17 protein-coding genes are annotated in these 17093 nt (G+C 71.5%); 6 read left to right on the top strand and 11 right to left on the bottom strand.

All coding sequences use genetic code 11. From position 1 onward, the window contains the following. Positions 1-14: 14 nt before the first annotated feature. Complete coding sequence (locus tag EDD30_RS18015; RefSeq protein WP_071803619.1) at positions 15-791, bottom strand: poly-gamma-glutamate hydrolase family protein; 777 nt, start codon at positions 789-791, stop codon at positions 15-17. A gap of 140 nt (positions 792-931) precedes the next feature. Between EDD30_RS18015 and EDD30_RS18020 the strand changes: the two genes are divergently transcribed. Next, entirely contained in the window at positions 932-1609 is a 678-nt protein-coding gene (locus tag EDD30_RS18020) for a dihydrofolate reductase family protein (protein WP_084556160.1), read from the top strand. Between the two features lie 16 nt (positions 1610-1625). Here the strand turns inward: EDD30_RS18020 and EDD30_RS18025 are convergent, their stop codons facing one another. Next, positions 1626-2768 carry an FAD-binding oxidoreductase gene (locus EDD30_RS18025; protein WP_244945298.1) on the bottom strand — a complete coding sequence of 381 codons (1143 nt, stop codon included), beginning with the start codon at positions 2766-2768 and terminating at the stop codon, positions 1626-1628. Positions 2769-2893: 125 nt separating this feature from the next. On the opposite strand from EDD30_RS18025, the gene EDD30_RS18030 reads away from it, so the two are divergent. Beyond that, positions 2894-4969 (top strand): S9 family peptidase, encoded by a 2076-nt coding sequence (locus tag EDD30_RS18030; protein WP_394328216.1) that lies wholly within the window; start codon positions 2894-2896, stop codon positions 4967-4969. 42 nt (positions 4970-5011) lie between these two features. Here EDD30_RS18030 and EDD30_RS18035 read toward each other — a convergent pair whose 3' ends face one another. The 7 genes from EDD30_RS18035 to EDD30_RS18065 are packed head-to-tail and all read right to left on the bottom strand — an operon-like array spanning position 5012 to position 13079. After that, entirely contained in the window at positions 5012-7465 is a 2454-nt protein-coding gene (locus tag EDD30_RS18035; protein WP_071803621.1) for a hypothetical protein, read from the bottom strand. A 25-nt stretch (positions 7466-7490) separates the two neighbouring features. Further along, the gene (locus tag EDD30_RS18040; protein ID WP_071803622.1) at positions 7491-9029 is read right to left on the bottom strand and encodes a SpoIIE family protein phosphatase; all 1539 of its coding nucleotides are present in this window, start codon (positions 9027-9029) and stop codon (positions 7491-7493) included. Beyond that, positions 9026-10369 carry a sensor histidine kinase gene (locus EDD30_RS18045; RefSeq protein ID WP_071803623.1) on the bottom strand — a complete coding sequence of 448 codons (1344 nt, stop codon included), beginning with the start codon at positions 10367-10369 and terminating at the stop codon, positions 9026-9028. The genes EDD30_RS18040 and EDD30_RS18045 overlap by 4 nt, the downstream gene beginning before the upstream one ends. After that, positions 10366-11397, bottom strand: coding sequence for an ATP-binding SpoIIE family protein phosphatase (locus EDD30_RS18050; RefSeq protein ID WP_071803633.1), 1032 nt, complete (start codon positions 11395-11397; stop codon positions 10366-10368). Before EDD30_RS18050 ends, EDD30_RS18045 begins: the two co-directional genes overlap by 4 nt. Next, positions 11394-11801, bottom strand: a complete 408-nt coding sequence (locus tag EDD30_RS18055; RefSeq protein ID WP_071803624.1) for an ATP-binding protein — start codon at positions 11799-11801, stop codon at positions 11394-11396. The genes EDD30_RS18050 and EDD30_RS18055 overlap by 4 nt, the downstream gene beginning before the upstream one ends. Continuing rightward, positions 11798-12208, bottom strand: coding sequence for an STAS domain-containing protein (locus EDD30_RS18060; protein WP_071803625.1), 411 nt, complete (start codon positions 12206-12208; stop codon positions 11798-11800). The genes EDD30_RS18055 and EDD30_RS18060 overlap by 4 nt, the downstream gene beginning before the upstream one ends. A 4-nt stretch (positions 12209-12212) precedes the next feature. Continuing rightward, the gene (locus tag EDD30_RS18065; RefSeq protein ID WP_071803626.1) at positions 12213-13079 is read right to left on the bottom strand and encodes an STAS domain-containing protein; all 867 of its coding nucleotides are present in this window, start codon (positions 13077-13079) and stop codon (positions 12213-12215) included. Between the two features lie 184 nt (positions 13080-13263). Here EDD30_RS18065 and EDD30_RS18070 point away from each other — a divergent pair, with 184 nt between their 5' ends. The 3 genes from EDD30_RS18070 (at position 13264) to EDD30_RS18080 (ending at position 14439) form a co-directional block, all read left to right on the top strand. Continuing rightward, on the top strand, positions 13264-13617 hold the full coding sequence (locus EDD30_RS18070) for an anti-sigma factor antagonist (RefSeq protein ID WP_071803627.1): 354 nt from the start codon (positions 13264-13266) through the stop codon (positions 13615-13617). Between the two features lie 95 nt (positions 13618-13712). Then, positions 13713-14153: a large conductance mechanosensitive channel protein MscL gene (mscL, locus tag EDD30_RS18075; RefSeq protein ID WP_071803634.1), complete on the top strand. Its 441-nt coding sequence runs from the start codon at positions 13713-13715 to the stop codon at positions 14151-14153. A gap of 52 nt (positions 14154-14205) precedes the next feature. Next, the gene (locus EDD30_RS18080) at positions 14206-14439 is read left to right on the top strand and encodes a hypothetical protein (protein WP_071803628.1); all 234 of its coding nucleotides are present in this window, start codon (positions 14206-14208) and stop codon (positions 14437-14439) included. A gap of 8 nt (positions 14440-14447) precedes the next feature. On the opposite strand, the gene EDD30_RS18085 is transcribed toward EDD30_RS18080, so the two are convergent. Together EDD30_RS18085 and EDD30_RS18090 are read right to left on the bottom strand one after the other, a co-directional pair. Next, complete coding sequence (locus EDD30_RS18085; protein WP_123678345.1) at positions 14448-15350, bottom strand: zf-HC2 domain-containing protein; 903 nt, start codon at positions 15348-15350, stop codon at positions 14448-14450. A gap of 60 nt (positions 15351-15410) precedes the next feature. Continuing rightward, a complete protein-coding gene (locus tag EDD30_RS18090; RefSeq protein WP_071808520.1) occupies positions 15411-16049 on the bottom strand; it encodes a CGNR zinc finger domain-containing protein in 639 nt (212 codons plus the stop codon). A gap of 221 nt (positions 16050-16270) precedes the next feature. On the opposite strand from EDD30_RS18090, the gene EDD30_RS18095 reads away from it, so the two are divergent. Continuing rightward, positions 16271-17083, top strand: coding sequence for a L,D-transpeptidase family protein (locus EDD30_RS18095; protein WP_071808521.1), 813 nt, complete (start codon positions 16271-16273; stop codon positions 17081-17083). The last annotated feature ends 10 nt before the right edge of the window (positions 17084-17093 follow it).

Here is a 17093-nt window from a genome sequence, read left to right on the forward strand (position 1 = left end):
GAGAGAAGGCCGCCTCAGGGCTGGGCGTAGACGCCGCGGACAGTGTCGACGAACTTCTGCCCTCGTGCCGAGATCGGTCCGCCCTCCGTGGGGAAAAGCTCGTCGCGGAGCTCGCGCGTCAGCTCGAACTGGACACCCGCGCCGTCGGCGTCCTTGTTGACGAAGTTGTCGGGCGACGTGCCCCCGATGTCGGCGGGTGCGGGCCGCACGACGTCGAAACCGGCGGTGCGAAGGGCGGTCTCCAGCTCGGCACCGGTGGTGGTGTCCCGGCCACCGATGTAGACCTTCTTACCCTCCTTGGCGGTGCCGTGGATCGACAGGGCGTGGGTGCGTTGACCGATCAGGATCAGACACTCCTTGACGTCCCAGTTCTCGCTGGTGACGTGCAGCCGGGCGTTCTGACCGGCGGGCAGCTTGCCCCGGAACTGGCACTGGGTGTGGTCATTGCCGGCGATCGCCGCGGCGATCTCGCTGGTGCGCACTTCGATGTTGCCACCGTGGGGTGCGACCACGATCAGCGGCGAGCGGGTGACCGTCCAGTTGAGGTCGTAGGCGGTCCCGCTCTGCTCCACCATGCGGAGCGCGGTCATCGACGGGTACTCGGCGACCTTGCCCGGCGCGGCGACTCTCCGCTGCGCCGCCGCCTGGGTGCCGAGGTTCTGCTGCGTTGTCGCCGGGCGATCGAGATTCTGCTGCACCGGCGCCTGGCGGTTGCCGGCGAGCACATAGCCGGCCGACAACGCGAGGGGGACGGCGAGGGCGCTGAGGACCCACTGCTTGCGGCTGGTCATGCGCATCTCCTGTCCGTACGACGGGCAGGAAAGGCCGGCCCGGCGGGCACGGTAGCGTCTCGCCGCACCCGTTCCGCGGCCGCCCTGGATCGGACGGTGGTCCTGGGCCGATCCGACCCTTTTGTCGGCTGCGTCATGGCATGGTGTTTGTCGTGGCGAAGACTCAGTACTACACCGCGACCAGCATCGACGGCTTCACCGCGGATTCGGGCAATTCGCTCGATTGGCTGTTCGAGGTCGATGAGGGGACGGACAATCCGTTCGGGGCGTTCTTCTCCAACGTCGGCGCGTTCGCGATGGGGGCGACGACGTACGAGTGGGTGGTGGCGAACGACAACGTCATCGAGGAGCCCGAGAACTGGCACGACATGTACGGCGACGTGCCCTGCTGGGTCTTCACCCACCGCGAGCTGCCCCTCGTGCCGGACGCCAACATCTTCATGGTCAGCGGGGATGTGCGCCGCGTCCACGAGGCGATGACGGTGGCCGCCCAGGGCCGCAATGTCTGGCTCGCCGGGGGCGGCGACCTGGTGGCCGAGTTCGCCGATGCCGGGCTGCTGGACGAGATCATCCTCGCCGTCGCACCGGTCATGCTCGGGGCCGGCACTCCGCTGCTGCCTCGACGACTCTCCGCCGAGCAGCTCGCTCTGACGAACGTGACGCAGATCGGCCAGTTCGCCTACTTGTCCTACGCGGTGGGCACGCTCGCGAACCTCGGCCGCCACATGGCCGCCGACCTCCTCTCGAGTTCCTCAGCCCCCCTGGGACTCCCCTGGGACCATCCCGACCGGCCTGCCGAGCGTCTCGGCCGTCTCTGAGCGGGCAGCCCCTCGGCTAGAAGAGATCCTGTCGGCTCGCCATGTCGAGTTCGGCGCTGATCTCCGGCGGGGCGGCGATCGCCATGCAGCGGCCGCCGCGGGCCAGGAGAACTCCGCGGAGCGCGTCCAGGACGCGCTCCGTGCGCTGCCAGCCCAGCGCCGCCGGCAGCGCCGCGTGGACCACTCCTCGCCCTGCCGCGCCCCGCACCGGCACCGGCGTGCCCGCCACGTCTCGCAGGGCGAACACCGCCGCCTGCAGATCCGCCGTCGGGACCTCGATGCGCAGCGCCACGTCCGACCCGCCGAACGGATAGCGGCCCCACCACAGCGGCGGCATCGGGGAGGGTGCCGCCGGGGCAGCCAGCGCCCCCTGCAGGCGAGCCGCTCGATCTGCCACCTCCGGCGGGTCTCCCTCGAGCAGCACCGCGAGCGCGCCGGGCTGCGGCGCCGCGGGAAGGTCGATCTCGATCGCGCTCGGGGCCAGCCGCAGAGTCAGCGTTTCCCGGACGAGGTCGTGGATGTCGCGCGGGGTGGTCACCGGCACGGCCACCCAGCGCCGGGCCGCCGGGACGGGCTCCAGGCGCACGTGCGCCGACAGGATCACACCGTCGATCTCCGCTGGCCCCGAGCCGCCCGACGTCTGCTGCCGGCCGTCTCTCGTCGTGTACGTGAGGTGGTTGACCTGGTCGGCCGCCGTGCCGAAGCGGTGGCGCAGCGGGCCCGTCTCGTTGAGCGCGAGCATGCCGCCGAGGGTCGCGGCCGGCGAGGGCGGGTCGACCGCCAGGCGCTGGCCGCGCAGGGCCAGGGCCGCCTGGGCCGCACGGACTGGCGTGCCGGCGCTGATCTCGGCCGTCATCAGCGCCACGTCGTGGTGCCGGATGCCTGCCAGGCGACGGGTGTCGAGCAGCAGGTCGACGCCGGGAGGCGGGCTGCCCCAGTCGAGTTTGGACCCGCCGCCGCGCGGGACGACCGCGAGGCCGCGGTCGGCCGCCAGCCGCATGGTGTCCGTGACCGCGTCGCCGGTCGCCGGCACCGCGACGAAGCTGGCCGGGCGTCCGGCCACCGCGTCGGACCGGCGTGCCCTCCGCGCGAAATCCGGGCCACAGATGTCGATCAGGGCCCGGAGCAGCGGCTCCCGGGCGGGCAGATCCATACCCATCGTTCTCCCCTGCCGTCCGTCACCCCTGCGATCATCACCTCGTTCATCGTACACATGTTCTAATGAGCCCAGGGGCCGGGGCAGCGACCTGCACACCGGTAACGTGGACAATCGTGACGACCGACATGCCCACGACCCCGCCCGCGGTACGCCAGGTTCCGACCGAGCGCACGTTCCACGGCGACACCGTCACGGACGAGTTCGCCTGGCTCGCCGAGAAGGAGAACCCGGACACGATCGCCTATCTGGAGGCGGAGAACGCCTGGACCCAGCGGGCCACCGCACACCTCGGAGGCCTGCGGAGCACGATCTTCGAAGAGATCAAGGGCCGCACCCAGGAAACGGATCTGTCCGTGCCGCAGCGCAAGGGCGGCTACTGGTATTACACGCGCACGGTCGAGGGCAGGCAGTACGGCATCCAGTGCCGCGTCGCGGCCGCCCCGGACGACGTGGACCCGCCCGCGACGGGTGACGGCGCGCCGCTGCCGGGCGAGGAGGTGCTGCTCGACGGCAACGAGCTCGCGGAGGGCAAGGACTTCTTCGCGCTGGGCACGTTCGACGTCACCCCGGACGGCGGCCGGCTGGCCTACTCCGTGGACTTCGACGGCGACGAGCGCTTCGTGCTCAAGGTCAAAGACCTGCGCACCGGCGAGACGCTGGCCGACGAGGTCCCGGACACCTTCTACGGCAGCGCCTGGTCCGCGGACGGCTCGACGCTGTTCTACATCACCGTCGACGAGGCCTGGCGGCCGCACCGGGTGTGGCGGCACGTGGTCGGGCAGCCCGCGACGGACGATGTGATCGTCTTCGAGGAGCCCGACGAGCGGTTCTGGGTCGGCGTCGAGCTCTGCCGCAGCGAGAAGTTCATCGTCATCGACATCCACAGCAAGACCACGTCCGAGGTACGGGTCATCGCGGCCGACCGCCCCACGGCCGAGCCGGCGGTGATCCGCGACCGGGTCCAGAACGTCGAGTACTCGATCGAGCACCACGGGCACCGGTTCCTGATCCTGCACAACGAGAACGCCGAGGACTTCGCGCTCTCGTACACGTCGGTGGACAACCCCGGGGACTGGGTGGAGCTGATCCCGCACACCCCGGGGATCCGGCTGGAGTCCGTCGACGCGTTCCAGCGCCACCTCGTCGTCTCGCTGCGCCGCGACGGGCTCACCGGGCTGCGGGTCATCGCCGACGGCAGCACCGACTTCTACGACATGGCGTTCCCCGAGCCGCTCTACAGCGTCGGGCTCTCCGGCAACCCGGAGTACGACACCAACATCGTGCGGATCACCTACACGTCGATGATCACGCCGGATTCGGTGTACGACGTGGACCTGATCAGCCGCGCGATGGTGCTGCGCAAGCGCAAGCCGGTGCTGGGCGGCTACGACCCGGACGCGTACGAGCAGTTCCGGGAGTGGGCGGTCGGCGAGGACGGCACGAAGATCCCGATCTCGGTGGTGGCGCGCAAGGGCACCCCGCGCAACGGCACGGCGCCGCTGCTGCTCTACGGCTACGGCTCGTACGAGATCAGCATCGACCCGTACTTCTCCATCGCCCGCCTCTCCCTGCTGGACCGCGGCATGGTCTACGCGATCGCGCACGTCCGCGGCGGCGGCGAGATGGGCCGGCGCTGGTACGAGGACGGCAAGTTGCTGTCCAAGCGGAACACCTTCACCGACTTCGTGGCCTGCGCGCGGTCCCTGGTGCGGGCGTCGTGGACGAGCCCGGATCGGATCGTGGCCCGCGGCGGTTCGGCGGGCGGGCTGCTGATGGGTGCGGTCGCCAACCTGGCCCCGGAGGCGTTCGCCGGCATCGTGGCGCAGGTGCCGTTCGTCGACCCGCTCACCTCCATCCTGGACCCGTCGCTGCCCCTGACGGTGACGGAGTGGGAGGAGTGGGGCAATCCGCTGGAGAACGCGGACGTCTACTCGTACATGAAGGCCTACAGCCCTTATGAGAACGTCGCGAAGGTGAAGTATCCGGCCATCCTGGCGGTGACCAGCCTCAACGACACCCGCGTGCTCTACCACGAGCCGGCCAAGTGGATCGCCCGGCTGCGCGCGACGGCGCCGGACGGCTCGTACCTGCTCAAGACCGAGATGGGCGCCGGCCACGGCGGGCCCAGCGGCCGCTACGACTCCTGGAAGGAAGAGGCGTTCGTGATCGCCTGGATCCTGGACACGGTCGGCCTGGCCTGATCACCCGGAGGCCCGGTCTCGGCCGGGCCTCTGTCAGGGTGGTCAGGCGGCGCGGTGCCCCCGGCTGCGGAGCAGGTACGCCGCCTCCCGGTCGCCGTCGGCCGCCATCCGGCGCAGGTCGTCCAGCCGCCCCTGCGCCAGCAGCATGCCGACCAGGCTGGTCCGCGCCTCGATGTCGCCCGCCGCCGCCATCTCCCGCAACTCGGCCTCCCGCCCCCGGTACGCCAGCAGCGCGGCCAGCCAGAAGCGGGCGTCGCCGTCGCCGGCCAGGGCCATCACGCGCAGATCGTCCTCGCGGCCGAGATGCGCCCGCAGCACCGCCAGCTCGCCGCTCGCGTACGGGTTCCCGGCGAGCATCTGCTCCTGAAGCTCCTCCTCCCGGCCCAGGTCGGCGAGCAGCTCGGCGACCATCGCGGCGGCCGACTCGTCACCGTCCGCCACGAGCCGGGTGGCCTCGGCCAGCGCCTCCCGGACGCGGCCCTCCTCGGCCAGCGCCTCGACCAGCCAGCGGCGGGCGTACACGTGACCCTCGCTCGCCAGCACCCGCAGGTCCTTCTCGCGGCCCTGGGCGGTCAGGTGGTCCACCAGCCAGGAGCCCGCATACTCGCTTCCCGCCGCGGCGAGCAGGCGGGCCTCGTGCTCACGCCGGTCGGCGTCGACGAGCTCGAGGAAGCTGCGGCAGCCGTAGCCGTCTCCGCGCACCGCCAGCTCGCGCAGTTCGGCCGTCCTCCGCTCCGCGGCCAGCAAGGTGACCAGTTCCTCGCGGGCATAGCCGTCCCCCGCGTCGGACAGCCGCCGCGCGTACGCGATGGCCTCGGCACGGCGGCCGTGCCGGACGAGGTCATCCAGTATCTGGGCGTGCTCGTAGCCGGCGTCGGCGAGCCGCCGCAGCTCGTGGCGGTGCATCTCGGCCAGCGCCCGGCGGTCCTCCTCCGTGAAGACCACAGCGGGGTTGTCCACCATCCGCTCGAACGCCTCGCCGGTCTCCCGGCGGCGCCGGTCGAGCCACGCCACCCGTGCGGCCGCGTACCGGTTGCCGCCCGCGGCGAGCTGCCTCAGCTCCTCCACCCGGCCCTGGACCTCGACCAGATCCACGAGCTCGCGGGCGGCGTACTCACTGCGGGCGCCGGCCCGGCGATAGAGGATCCGGGCGAGCGGATACAACCCGCGGTCGCGCGCGGCGTCGGCGAGGCGGGCCATGTCCTCGGGGTCGGCCAGGTGGTTCGGCAAGACCTCCCAGACCGGCGGCGGCACGATCGTGTAGTACCGCGCGTCGTCGCCGTGGTCGTGCAGGTAGTCGGCCAGCTCGTAGCCGGCGATCGTGCCGATGTCGGAGCCGGCCAGCGGATGCAGGGCACGGATGCCGCCCCGCAGGCGCTGGGTGGCATAGCCGAGCGCCACGTCGAACCAGTCGGCGGGAGCCTCCGCGAGATGGTCCTCGCTCAGGTACGCCGGCGCGACCGCGCGGAGCATCGCCCCGGTCAGCGGGGCCCGGACGTCCAGCCGCCGGATGTCCACGGCCGCGGTGAGGACCGCCGCGGCGTACGGCTGCAGCGTCGCCGCATGTTCCCAGTGACTGATCAGCTCGGGTGCGCCGGCCAGATGCTGGGTCACGCCGTACCGCGAGTCGAGCGCGTCCGCCAGCCGCGGATCGCCGTGACCGCGCAGCGCCTCCCGGGCCCGGGCCCGCTCGGCCGCGCTGAAGTGCTCGCTCACGTGCACCACCCGGTGCCCCGCCAAGCCGAGGACCTGCCGCGCGTCGCGCCAGGGGTCGCCGGCGGCGCCGTCGAGCTCCGCGGCCTGCGGCACCGAGGCGATCTGCCGGTAGGGCCCCGGCCACAGGACCACGATGATCACCACCGGGCGGCCGCGCCGGTCGTCCCCCATGAGCGCCAGCAGGTCCGTGCGGTTCAGGCCGCCGGCGCCGAGGAACCGCACCGACGGGGTGTCGTCGAGCCACACCACCGCGCCAGCGGGCAGCGCGCGCCCGGCTCGGCGCACCGCCTCCGCGTCGTCGGCGAGCAGCAGGTGCCGGTCGCCGAACAGCTCCCGGACGGCTTCGTACAGACTGCGGGACTTGCCTGTGGACGAGCCGCCGACGACGACCACGAGACCGCCGGTCGCGGCCGCCTCCCGCAGCCGCGTGCGCAGGTCGCGGTCGTGATCACGGATCACGTACGGGGTCAGCCGCCCGGCGTGCACCCCGACTTCCTCGGGACGGCAGCGGGCCATCGGCACCAGCCGCCAGGAGGACCGCTCCGGCGCCCCGGGGTCGCCGTGCTGCCGCAGGGCCAGGAATCCGAGGACGACGGTTACCGGTAGGCCCAGCAGCCCGGTGAGCCAGCCGAGACGCTCCACCCAGTCCCACGGCTTCTCGGCGTCGTCGCCGGCGAGCGCGCGCCAGACGCCGAGCCGCGCGCCGCCGGCCACCAGAATCGCGACGACGACCACCGTCAGCGCACCCCACGCCGCCGCCCGCCACCGCCGTCGGCCCATGAGTCCATCATGACGCTACTAAGCGTCACGTACGCCGGAGCGCCACCACCGCGATGTCGTCCGCCTGCTCGCCCGCACCCGCGAGCTGCACCAGAAGCCGTTGGCAGAACGCGTCCAGACTCCGGTCCACGTGCCCGGCGCACTCCGCCAGCGCCGCGAAGCCGACATCGATGTCGCTGTCCCGGCGCTCGATCAGCCCGTCCGTGTAGAGCACGAGGGTGCCGCCTCGCGGGAGGACGAACTCCAGGTCGTCCGGCCGCGGCGCGTTGATGCCCAGCAGCGGGCCGTGCGGTATGAGGAAACTGGCCCCGGCGCCCTCGACGTGCAGCAGCGGCGGCAGGTGGCCCGCGCTGGCGAGCCTGACCCGGCCGGTGTCGGGCTCCAGCGTGAGCAGGCACACCGTCGCCGACTCCATCGGCAGGACCGTGCGCATGAAGCGATTGACCAGTTCGAGGACCGCTCCCGGCGGGTGCCCCTCCACGGCGTACGCGCGGACCGCGTGCCGCAGCTCCGCCATCACCGTCGCCGCGTGCAGCGAGTGGCCGGCCACGTCGCCGATGGCCACCAGGAGGCGACCGTCCAGCATGGTGAGCTCGTAGAAGTCGCCGCCCACCTCGGTCTGTGCGCCCGCCGGCTCGTAGCGGACCGCGAGTTCCAGGCCTTGGACGTCGGGCAGACGGCTCTGCAGCAGGCTGCGCTGGAGGGTGACCGCGATGCGGTGCTCCTCGTCGTAGGAGCGCTGGGCCTCCACCGCGGCCGCGACGGCCTGCGAGAGCTGGCGCAGCACCGGGAAGCCCGGCGTCTGCGAGCTGGCCGGCACCGCCACGTAGACCGGGTTACGCGCGCCGCGCAGCTTGGCCGAGGCCACCGCGACCGACTCGCGCTCCGGCCAGTCGGCCAGGCGCCACGCCTCGGGCTGTTCCGTGCGCACGGTCGAACCCGCCGCCGTCTCGTGGTGCTCGACCGTCCAGGGCCGCACCATGGCGGACTCCGCACTCGCGACCGCCGCCAGGCCGTCGCCGTCGGCGGTCTCCGCGACCACCACGGCCGGACCGCCGAAGATCTGGTAGGCCCCGTCCGCCGCCTCCTGCAACAGCCCGGTCAGCGTCGACGCCGAGTTGATCGCCAGGGTGGTCTCGGCCAGCTTGATCATGCGCGCCGCCAGGGACTCCGCGCGCTGGCGGGCCCGGTAGTAGCGCAGCACCGCCTGGGCGGTCGCGATCAGCTCGTCCGGCTCGATCGGCTCGACCAGGTACGCGTCCGCGCCCCGGTTCAGTCCCTGGGTCCGGTCGACCACGTCCACCGCATGGGCCGACACGTGGATGACCGGCAGGACCCCGTACGCGGAATCGGTCTTGATCCGCTCGCAGACCTCGAAGCCGCTGAGGTCCGGCAGCTTCACGTCGAGCACGACCAGGTCGACCTCGGCCTCCCGGAGCAGGGACAGGGCCGCACAGCCAGTCTCCGCCTCGACCACCGTGAACCCTGCGCGGGTCAGCCAACTCACCAGGAGATACCTCTTGGTGGCGCTGTCGTCCACGACGAGGACGGTGGCCGGGGTCATGGCGACACCGGCAGCGAGACGACGAACGTGCTGCCCGCACCCGGGACGGAGGAGACCCGCATCGCCCCGCCGAGGATGCCGACGAGGCGCCGGGCGTACGGCAGCCCCAGCCCGGTCCCCTTGCCGTTCAGGGCATGGCTGCCGGGCACCTGGTAGAACTCCTCGAAGATGCGTTCGTGCAGCTCGGGCGGGATGCCGGCGCCGGTGTCCGCGACCGTGAACTCGACATTGTCGCCGACGCGGGCCACGCCGAGGCGCACCGAGCCGGCCTCGGTGAACTTGATCGCGTTGGTCAGCAGGTTGCGCAGCACCTGGGCGAGCAGCACCTCGTCGGAGCGCATCCGCGGCACCGCCGGCTCCTCGACGACGAAGTCGACGTCCGGCTGGGTGGCGAGCGGGCGCAGCGTGCCGCGCAACTGCCCGAAGACCGCCTTGAGATCCACATCGGACCAGTGCGGCTCGATCCGGCCGGCCTCGGCCTTGGCGAGGTCCAGCAGGTCGTTGACCAGCGACAGCAAATCCGTGGCCGACCCGCGGATCAGCTCGACCTGCCGGGACTGCTCCGTGGTGAGCTTGTCGGACGCCTCGTCGGCGAGCAGGCGGCCCAGGCCGATGATCGCGGTCACCGGGGCGCGCAGCTCGTGGCTGACGTTGGCCAGGAATCGGCTCTTCGCCTCGCTCGCCGTGCGGAGCTGCACGGACTTCTCGTCCAGTTCGGCATAGAGCGCGACCACACCCCGGTTGGTCTCCTCCAGCTCGTCGGAGAGCTGGTGGTAGAGGGCCATCACGCCCTTGTTGGTCTCCTCCAGCTCGACGTTGAGCCGGGCCAGGTCGTCTCGTTGCGCGCGTACCTCGTCCAGGGCCGCGATGAGCTGCTGGTTCTGGACCGTCAGCTCGTCGAAGGGCGTGCCCGGCACGTGTTCGGCGAGGCGCTCGCGGATCTCGTCCATACGGTCGGGGTTCAGGGCCGGCGAGCTCGGCGGCAGACGTCGAGACATCCGCACGACCGTACCGGTCTCTCCATCCCCTACCTCCATAGTGTCGACCAGGCGGGTTACCTGAGCCAGCTGCGGGCGCAGCCGGGCGCCGTCGCCCGGAACCGGGTGCGCCAGTTCCACGTGCAGCGTAGGTACCCCGTCGGCCGTCGTCGTGAACGCCACGTCCGCGTCGCGCCCGGCCGCGACCAGCAGGCGCCCCACCTCGCTCAGCGCCGTGGCGAGGCGGGTCTGGTCCTGAGCCTCGAAACCGACCTCGCGCGCCACCTCGCGGCCGAGCTGGCGGACGGCGAAGACGTCCTGCTCCACCCGGATGCGCATCCGCATCAGCGGCTCGCGGTTCATGACGACCGCGCCACGAGCACGCCCGCGTCGTCCCGGCGGGTGCCGGCGTCGCGGAGCACGGTCGCCGCGATGACCTGCGGGGAACGGATCAGCAGGCCGGGATAGTCGGCCGGATTCCAGCGGTCGACCACGCCGTCGGTGTGCATGAGCACCACCGCCTCGGGTGCCAGCGGGTAGTCGTACTCCCGGATCTGTCGTCTCTGGTGCCCGGCGATGCCGGGCAGCGACACCATGCCGCGACGCGGGGCGTCCGGCGTCAGGACCGTCCCGGCGATGTTGCCCAGGCCCGCATAGCGGACCACCTGCCGCAGCGGGTCGATCTCGGCGATGGCCACGGCCGCACCCCGGGTGTGCCCGAGCGTACGGTGCAAAGTGTCCAGCAGCGCGGCCGGTGCCGCCGCCGGCGCGCCGTGAAAGACGCGGACGGCCTCCTGCGCGGCCGCGTGTGCCAGCCGCCCGTGCCCGAGCCCGTCGCAGACCATGACCTGGCGACGGCCGTCCACCTCCCGGGCGGCGCAGGCGTCGCCGCTGACCGGTTCGCCGGTCAGCGGGCGGGTGAGCCCGGCCGCCCAGGCCGGCTCCGGCGCCTTCTCCGGCCACACCTGGGCGACGAGCACCGTGCCCTTGCCGGGCACGGAGTGCATGTCGCACCAGCTCGCCTGGCGCACGATCGCGCCGAGGCCGATGCCCAGGGTGCCGACGGTGGAGTGCCCGTCGTCGAGAGCGTGCGACACGTCCGCCATGCCCGGACCTCGGTCGATCACCACGATCTCGACGCCCGCGTTGCCGTTCGCGCGGGTCGGGCGAACGAGCAGCACACCCTCGTCGGCGTGCTTGACGAGGTTGCCGGCGGCCTCGGCGACGACGATCGAGAGGTCGGCGATCCGTCGTTCCGGAATCCCCAGCTCGGCGGCAAGACGTTCCGCGGTGCGCCGGACGGCGGCGGCGGTGCCGGCAGCTTCCACCCGGAACCAGACTCCCTGGTCGAGCAGTCCTTCCGGTAGCGACGCCACCGCGCCTCCGCTCATCGACACCATTTGGTCACGCTGACGGTCGTGCCCCGGCCCACCGTCGTGTCGATGTCGAACTCGTCGACCAGCCGGCGGGCGCCGCTGAGCCCGAGGCCCAGACCGCCGCCGGTGGTGAAGCCGTCCGTCAGAGCCTGGTCGAGGTCGGGAATTCCCGGACCCTGATCGGCGAAAACGATGCGGATACCGGCCCGGCGCCCGTTCTCCACCCGGGTCACCTCGACCGTACCGCCGCCACCGTAGACGAGGGTGTTGCGAGCCAGCTCACTCGCGGCGGTCACCAGCTTGGTCTGGTCCACCAGGGACAACTTCACCGCCACGGCCACCGTACGCACGAGCTGACGGACCCGGACCACATCCTGGTCGGAGCTGACCGCGATCCGCTCGGCGCCCCCAGCGGTCATGGCTGGGTGACCGCCGGTTCCTCCGCGTCGTCGTTCTGCTCGTCGTCGTCCGCGGCGCGCTCCCTGGCGAGCATGGCCATGCCCAGCTCGACGTTGAGCGCCGTCCGGATGCCCGGCAGGGAGAGCCCGAGCTCGACCAGGGTGATGGCGACCGCAGGCCGCATGCCCACGACGACCGTCTCGGCGTCCAGGACCCGGGAGATCGAGGCGATGGTGGCCAGCGTGCGGCCGACGAACGAGTCGACGATGTCCAGTGCGCTGATGTCGATGATCACGCCGTGGCAGCCGGTCGCCACGATCCGCGCGGCCAGGTCCTCCTGCAACTGCAGCGCGACCTGGTCCTCCATGTCGGTCTGGATGGAGACCAGGAGGATATCGCCGATCTTCAGGACCGGCACGCGTTCCATCGGCTCATTCCTCCCGGCGTACGGACTTCTGGGCGACCTTGTCGCCGCTCTTGCGCAGCACGTGCCGCAGAGCGTCGGCCAGGGAAGCCTTGGTGGCGATGTCGCCGAACTCGATGCCGAGGGCCACGATGGTCTGGGCGATCTGCGGGCGGATGCCCGAGATGATGCAGTCGGCGCCCATCAGCCGGGCCGCGACGACGGTCTTGAGGATGTGCTGGGCGACCTGGGTGTCCACCGCCGGCACGCCGGTGATGTCGATGATCGCGTAGGGCGAGCCGGTGTCCACCAGGGTCTGCAGCAGACGCTCCATGACCACCTGGGCCCGGGCCGAGTCGAGCGTGCCGACCAGCGGCACCGCGACGACGCCCTCCCACAGCTTCACGACCGGGGTGGAGAGCTCGAGGAGCTGTTCGGCCTGATCGGCGATGAGTTCTTCACGCGCACGGGTGTACGTGTCGAAGGTGAAGAGGCCCGCGCGGTCGACGAACGCGGAGAAGGCGACGAAGTCGCGCAGGGTGGCCGCGTCCGTGCCCTCGCCCGCCCCGATGACCCTGAGGGCGGCATCCTTGAGCGCGAAGACGCTGACCGCCGTCTCTGTGGCGGTGAAACCCTGCCGCGCCCGGCTGCCGGAGAGCTCGCTGAGCTGCGCCCGCAGCTCGGCCGCGGCGTCGTCCTCGAGCTCCTGCGCGCCGCCGGCGAGCGCCGCCTGGAAGCCTTTCTGCAACTCCTGCGTCTGCCGCTGGAGCTCGGCACGGCTCAGACGGCCGCGCATCTGGGTGGCGACCTCGTCCGTCCAGGACGCCACGATCGCGTCTTCGTGCCCCTGGAGCAGATCCGCGAAGCGGCCCACCCCGCCCGAACTCAACGCCACGTTTCCTCCTGTGACCTCCGCCGGACGGCTCGCCGCCGGGTGCGGGCAGCTCGGGCGGACTTTACCATCGAGGCCGATTCTTACTTGTCATCGGCCAACTAATATGCCGGGGTCAGCCGGTCGCCCATTCTGCGGATCCCCCGCAGCGTGGAGTAACGTTCTGGCCATAACTGGGAGGTCCTGAATGTCCCTGACGGTACAAACAGAGCAGCGCGGCGACGTGGTCGTCGTGTCGGTGGCCGGCGAGCTCGACATGGCCACCGCCCCTCAGCTCCAGGACCAGATCAGCGACCTGCTCGAGAAGGGCCGCATCCGGCTGGTGTTCGACCTGGCCGAGGTCTCGTTCTGCGATTCCACCGGCCTGTCCGTCTTCGTCCGCGCCAAGAACAGCACCGACGACGCGGGTGGTGTGGTCCGGCTGGCCGCGCCGCAGCGGGGAGTGCTGCGGATCCTCGAGGTGTCGGGGCTGGTCGAGGTGCTGCACACGTACCCGACGGTGGACGAGGCCGTGGCGGCCGAGGAGCCGGCGCTCGACTGAGTGAGGGCCGACCGGCGTAGTTTGTCGCGAACCGGCCGCGGGAAACTGCTGCCTTCGAACCCCCTCGGCTCTTCGCAGGAGTGCGCGTGAACTCGATGCTCAAAGGCTTCAAAGACTTCATCATGCGCGGCAACGTCGTCGACCTCGCCGTCGGCGTTGTCATCGGCGCCGCCTTCACCTCGGTCGTGACCGCCCTCACCACCTCCTTCCTCAAGCCCCTCATCCAGCTCATCGCCGGCGGCTCGGGCGTGAACCCCGGCACGTGGCAGCCGAGGGAGGGCGTGATCTTCGACTACGCCGGGTTCCTCAACGCGGTGATCACGTTCCTGCTGACGGCCGCGGTGGTCTACTTCCTCGTCGTCTTTCCGCTGAACAAGCTGGCGGAGCGGCGCAAGCGGGGCGAGGAGCCGCCGCCCGCCGCGCCCAGCGAGGAGGTCAAGCTGCTGACCGAGATCCGCGACGCCCTGGTGCGCCAGCAGGTCGCGCCCGGAGCGGTGGACGACATCCTCGGCCGGCACCGGGAACCCCCGCGCTGAAAAAGATCACCCGACCCGCGTTGTTCGAACACATGTTCGATACAGTGCGGGGATGGAACAGCGTAAGCACTGGTGGAACGGCAGGTGGGGACGTGTCGCCCGCAAGGACGTGTACCTGCGGACGAGCGGCAACCAGTGGTACGTGGAGCAGCGCGCGGGCGGCGCCGACGGCGTCTCCCACTTCTTCGAATACGACAGCGAGGAGGCGGCGCTCGACATGGTCCGCGCCCTGCTGACCGGCATGGACGACTGGCGCGAGCTGTCGGTCCGCCCCCGCGAGCGCTGAGGCGTTCCTCAGGCGGCCCGGCGGTTCGTGCCCGGCTCGTGCGCGGCGGTGAGCGGACCCGGCGGCACGAGCCGCAGCTTCGGTTGCCGGGGCGCCGCGCCGGACTCGTCGGCGTCGTCCTGCGCGAGATGCCATCCGGTGCCGATGCCCGCCCGGTCGCCGGGCGGCCGGGCCGGGCCGGCGGTCACCCGGGACAGCGCCACCACGATCAGGTAACCGGCGATCACGAAGCCGTGGCTGACCAGCCGCGTCGCGTCGACCCGGGCCGCCGACAGGTCGTTGACCGACAGCAGCAGGAGCATCCCGACGAAGGCGGTCAGCATCGGCACCAGGCCGGTCGGCCGGTTGCGCCGCAGCGCGATGAAGAGGAAACCGGCGCCGACCGCCACGTTCCAGGCCGCCGACTCGTGCCACAGGTGGCCGGGGGTCGCTTCCATGCCGGAGTGCACGTGCAGGCTTCCGGCCCCACCGCCGACCTGCGCCAGCCCGAGGATGAGCTGCACCGCACCGACCGCCGCGAGGGCCACGTAGAGCACCGTGCCGATCCGCGCCCGCCACGGGAGCGCGTGGCCGGCGCGGGAACCGGAAGGCGCCTCGGCCCGGGTCACGGCGAACCATTCCCGCACGAGGGAGTTCCACCGGCCACGCCCGGCCCGCGCCCTTACGGTCGCCTCCCCGGCGTCCTGCGCCGATTTCTCGGCGGCGAAGGCCGCGAGGATGGCGTCGCTGAGATCCGGAACGTCCGCGACCAGGGCCGTACGGGTCAGCCGGTTGACCGCGGCGGCACGCTCCAGCCACTCGCGGCAGCCGGCACAGCCGGCCAGATGCTCGTCGACCCGTTCCCGATCGGCCGGATCGTCCTCGCCGTCCAGTTGCGCGGACAGCATTTCGCGCCAACGCTCACACGCCATGCATCCATAGTCGCTCCGCGCGGGCCCCTGGTTCCCGGCGGATGACCGGACTTTTGGCCGTCAACGCAGCTCAGGGCGGGGAATCGAGGGGTCGGAGTGGTCCCCGGAGCCGCCCAGCAGACGCTTGCGTTCGCGAAAAGCGCGCAGATTGGCGGTATTGCCGCAGGTGCTCACGTCGTGCCAGACTCCGCTGTTGTTTCGCGACGTGTCGAAGAACGCCGCCCGGCATTCGGTGTTGTTGCAGAGCTTCAGCCGGGGCCAGAGCCCCGCCTGCTGGGCCATCAGCGCCTCGGCCCAGAGCGCGGACGCCAGCCACCGGGTGCCGCGGCCGGAGGGCACGATCCGTACCCAGCCCTCGGCGTCGGGCACCAGGGTGACCGGCACGTCCGCCGGCGGCAGCGAGCCGTCCTGCTCCGGCCCCCGGCCGCTGCCGGCCAGGATGACGCCCTCGAACGTGGTGCGCAGCCGGCGCAGCGAACGCAGGTCGGTCGACGAGAGCAGCAGGACGGGCGCGGGGAGGGCGGCGACGCGTGACCAGGTGGCGAGGGCGTCGGTCACCCAGCGCTGGGCGTCGTCGGCCGTCGCCAGCAGGTCGGGGGCGTATGACATGGTCGCCCGGGTGTTGACGAGGTCCTGCAGGAGGGCGAGGCCGGCGGGCGCCTCGCGTACGCCGTGCCGCAGACTCGCCTTCCATGACATAAGCGAAGGCTACTGGACTCTTTTTCACGCTCGTATCCACCGGTCACCCGACCAGGCCGGGATAGCCGCTCTACGCTGCGCATTCTCGTCCTGACACCGCGTCGATCATCACCCGGGACAGTGACGAATATGCTTGCCGTCAGACAAATGTCGGCCTTGGCGCCCGAGTCGCCACCATGAACAGTTTTCGCGTGTGATCATCGGGTATGGAGGGAGCCGTGGTGCGAAGGACCATTACCTACGCCGTGGCGCTCGCGACCGCGGCGGTACTCGCCGGCTGCGACACGAGCGGTCCGGAGCAGGCCGCGCCGGCACCCTCCGCGCCCGCCACCGCGCCCTCGACGCCGCTGCCGGAACCGCCACCGTCGAATCCGGCGCCGACAGGTTCGGCGGCACCGACCATGCCCGGCCCGACGACCGCACCGTCGTCCGCGCCCGAAAAGCTCAAGACCGGAGCCAAGGGGCAGGAGGTCATCGCGCTGCAGCAGAGCCTGACGAAGCTCGGCTACTGGAACGGCAAGGCGGACGGCACCTTCGGCTCGCTCACCCGGCAGGCGGTGTTCGCCCTGCAGAAGGCGGCCGGCCTCACCCGTGACGGTGTGGTCGGGCCCAAGACCCGCAAGGCCTTGGACGAGGGCGTACGCCCCCAGGCGAAGAGCGACAGCGGCCGGGTCATCGAGATCAACAAGAAGCGCCAACTCCTCATGCTCGTCGACGACGGCGAGGTGACCCAGATCTTCAACACGTCGACCGGCTCGTACGAGCGCTACGAGACCGCGAGCGGCGGTACGGCCATAGCGGCCACGCCCAGCGGAAAGTTCAAGGTCTATCGCCAGATCGACGGCTGGCGGAACGCGCCCCTCGGCATGCTGTGGCGCCCGAAGTACTTCAACGGCGGAATCGCGGTGCACGGGGCCCCGAGCGTGCCGCCGTACCCGGCATCGCACGGCTGCGCCCGGCTCTCCGTCTCGGCGATGAACCACCTCTGGGGCAGCGACCAGATCCCGCTCAAGACCAAGGTCTGGGTCTACTGACCGCCGGGAC

It is taken from the genome of Couchioplanes caeruleus, assembly GCF_003751945.1.
In the GTDB taxonomy this organism is placed as follows: domain Bacteria; phylum Actinomycetota; class Actinomycetes; order Mycobacteriales; family Micromonosporaceae; genus Actinoplanes; species Actinoplanes caeruleus.

Bases quoted from the DNA above. Each gene is read 5' to 3' on its own strand.
- EDD30_RS18045 (WP_071803623.1), bottom strand. From the start codon at position 10,369: ATGAACCGCGAGCCGCTGATGCGGATGCGCATCCGGGTGGAGCAGGAC.
- EDD30_RS18030 (WP_394328216.1), top strand. From the start codon at position 2,894: ATGCCCACGACCCCGCCCGCGGTACGCCAGGTTCCGACCGAGCGCACG.
- EDD30_RS18080 (WP_071803628.1), top strand. From the start codon at position 14,206: ATGGAACAGCGTAAGCACTGGTGGAACGGCAGGTGGGGACGTGTCGCC.
- EDD30_RS18035 (WP_071803621.1), bottom strand. From the start codon at position 7,465: ATGGGCCGACGGCGGTGGCGGGCGGCGGCGTGGGGTGCGCTGACGGTG.
- EDD30_RS18060 (WP_071803625.1), bottom strand. From the start codon at position 12,208: ATGGAACGCGTGCCGGTCCTGAAGATCGGCGATATCCTCCTGGTCTCC.
- EDD30_RS18020 (WP_084556160.1), top strand. From the start codon at position 932: ATGGTGTTTGTCGTGGCGAAGACTCAGTACTACACCGCGACCAGCATC.
- EDD30_RS18055 (WP_071803624.1), bottom strand. From the start codon at position 11,801: ATGACCGCTGGGGGCGCCGAGCGGATCGCGGTCAGCTCCGACCAGGAT.
- mscL (WP_071803634.1), top strand. From the start codon at position 13,713: ATGCTCAAAGGCTTCAAAGACTTCATCATGCGCGGCAACGTCGTCGAC.
- EDD30_RS18090 (WP_071808520.1), bottom strand. From the start codon at position 16,049: ATGTCATGGAAGGCGAGTCTGCGGCACGGCGTACGCGAGGCGCCCGCC.
- EDD30_RS18040 (WP_071803622.1), bottom strand. From the start codon at position 9,029: ATGACCCCGGCCACCGTCCTCGTCGTGGACGACAGCGCCACCAAGAGG.
- EDD30_RS18050 (WP_071803633.1), bottom strand. From the start codon at position 11,397: ATGAGCGGAGGCGCGGTGGCGTCGCTACCGGAAGGACTGCTCGACCAG.
- EDD30_RS18015 (WP_071803619.1), bottom strand. From the start codon at position 791: ATGACCAGCCGCAAGCAGTGGGTCCTCAGCGCCCTCGCCGTCCCCCTC.
- EDD30_RS18070 (WP_071803627.1), top strand. From the start codon at position 13,264: ATGTCCCTGACGGTACAAACAGAGCAGCGCGGCGACGTGGTCGTCGTG.
- EDD30_RS18025 (WP_244945298.1), bottom strand. From the start codon at position 2,768: ATGGGTATGGATCTGCCCGCCCGGGAGCCGCTGCTCCGGGCCCTGATC.
- EDD30_RS18085 (WP_123678345.1), bottom strand. From the start codon at position 15,350: ATGGCGTGTGAGCGTTGGCGCGAAATGCTGTCCGCGCAACTGGACGGC.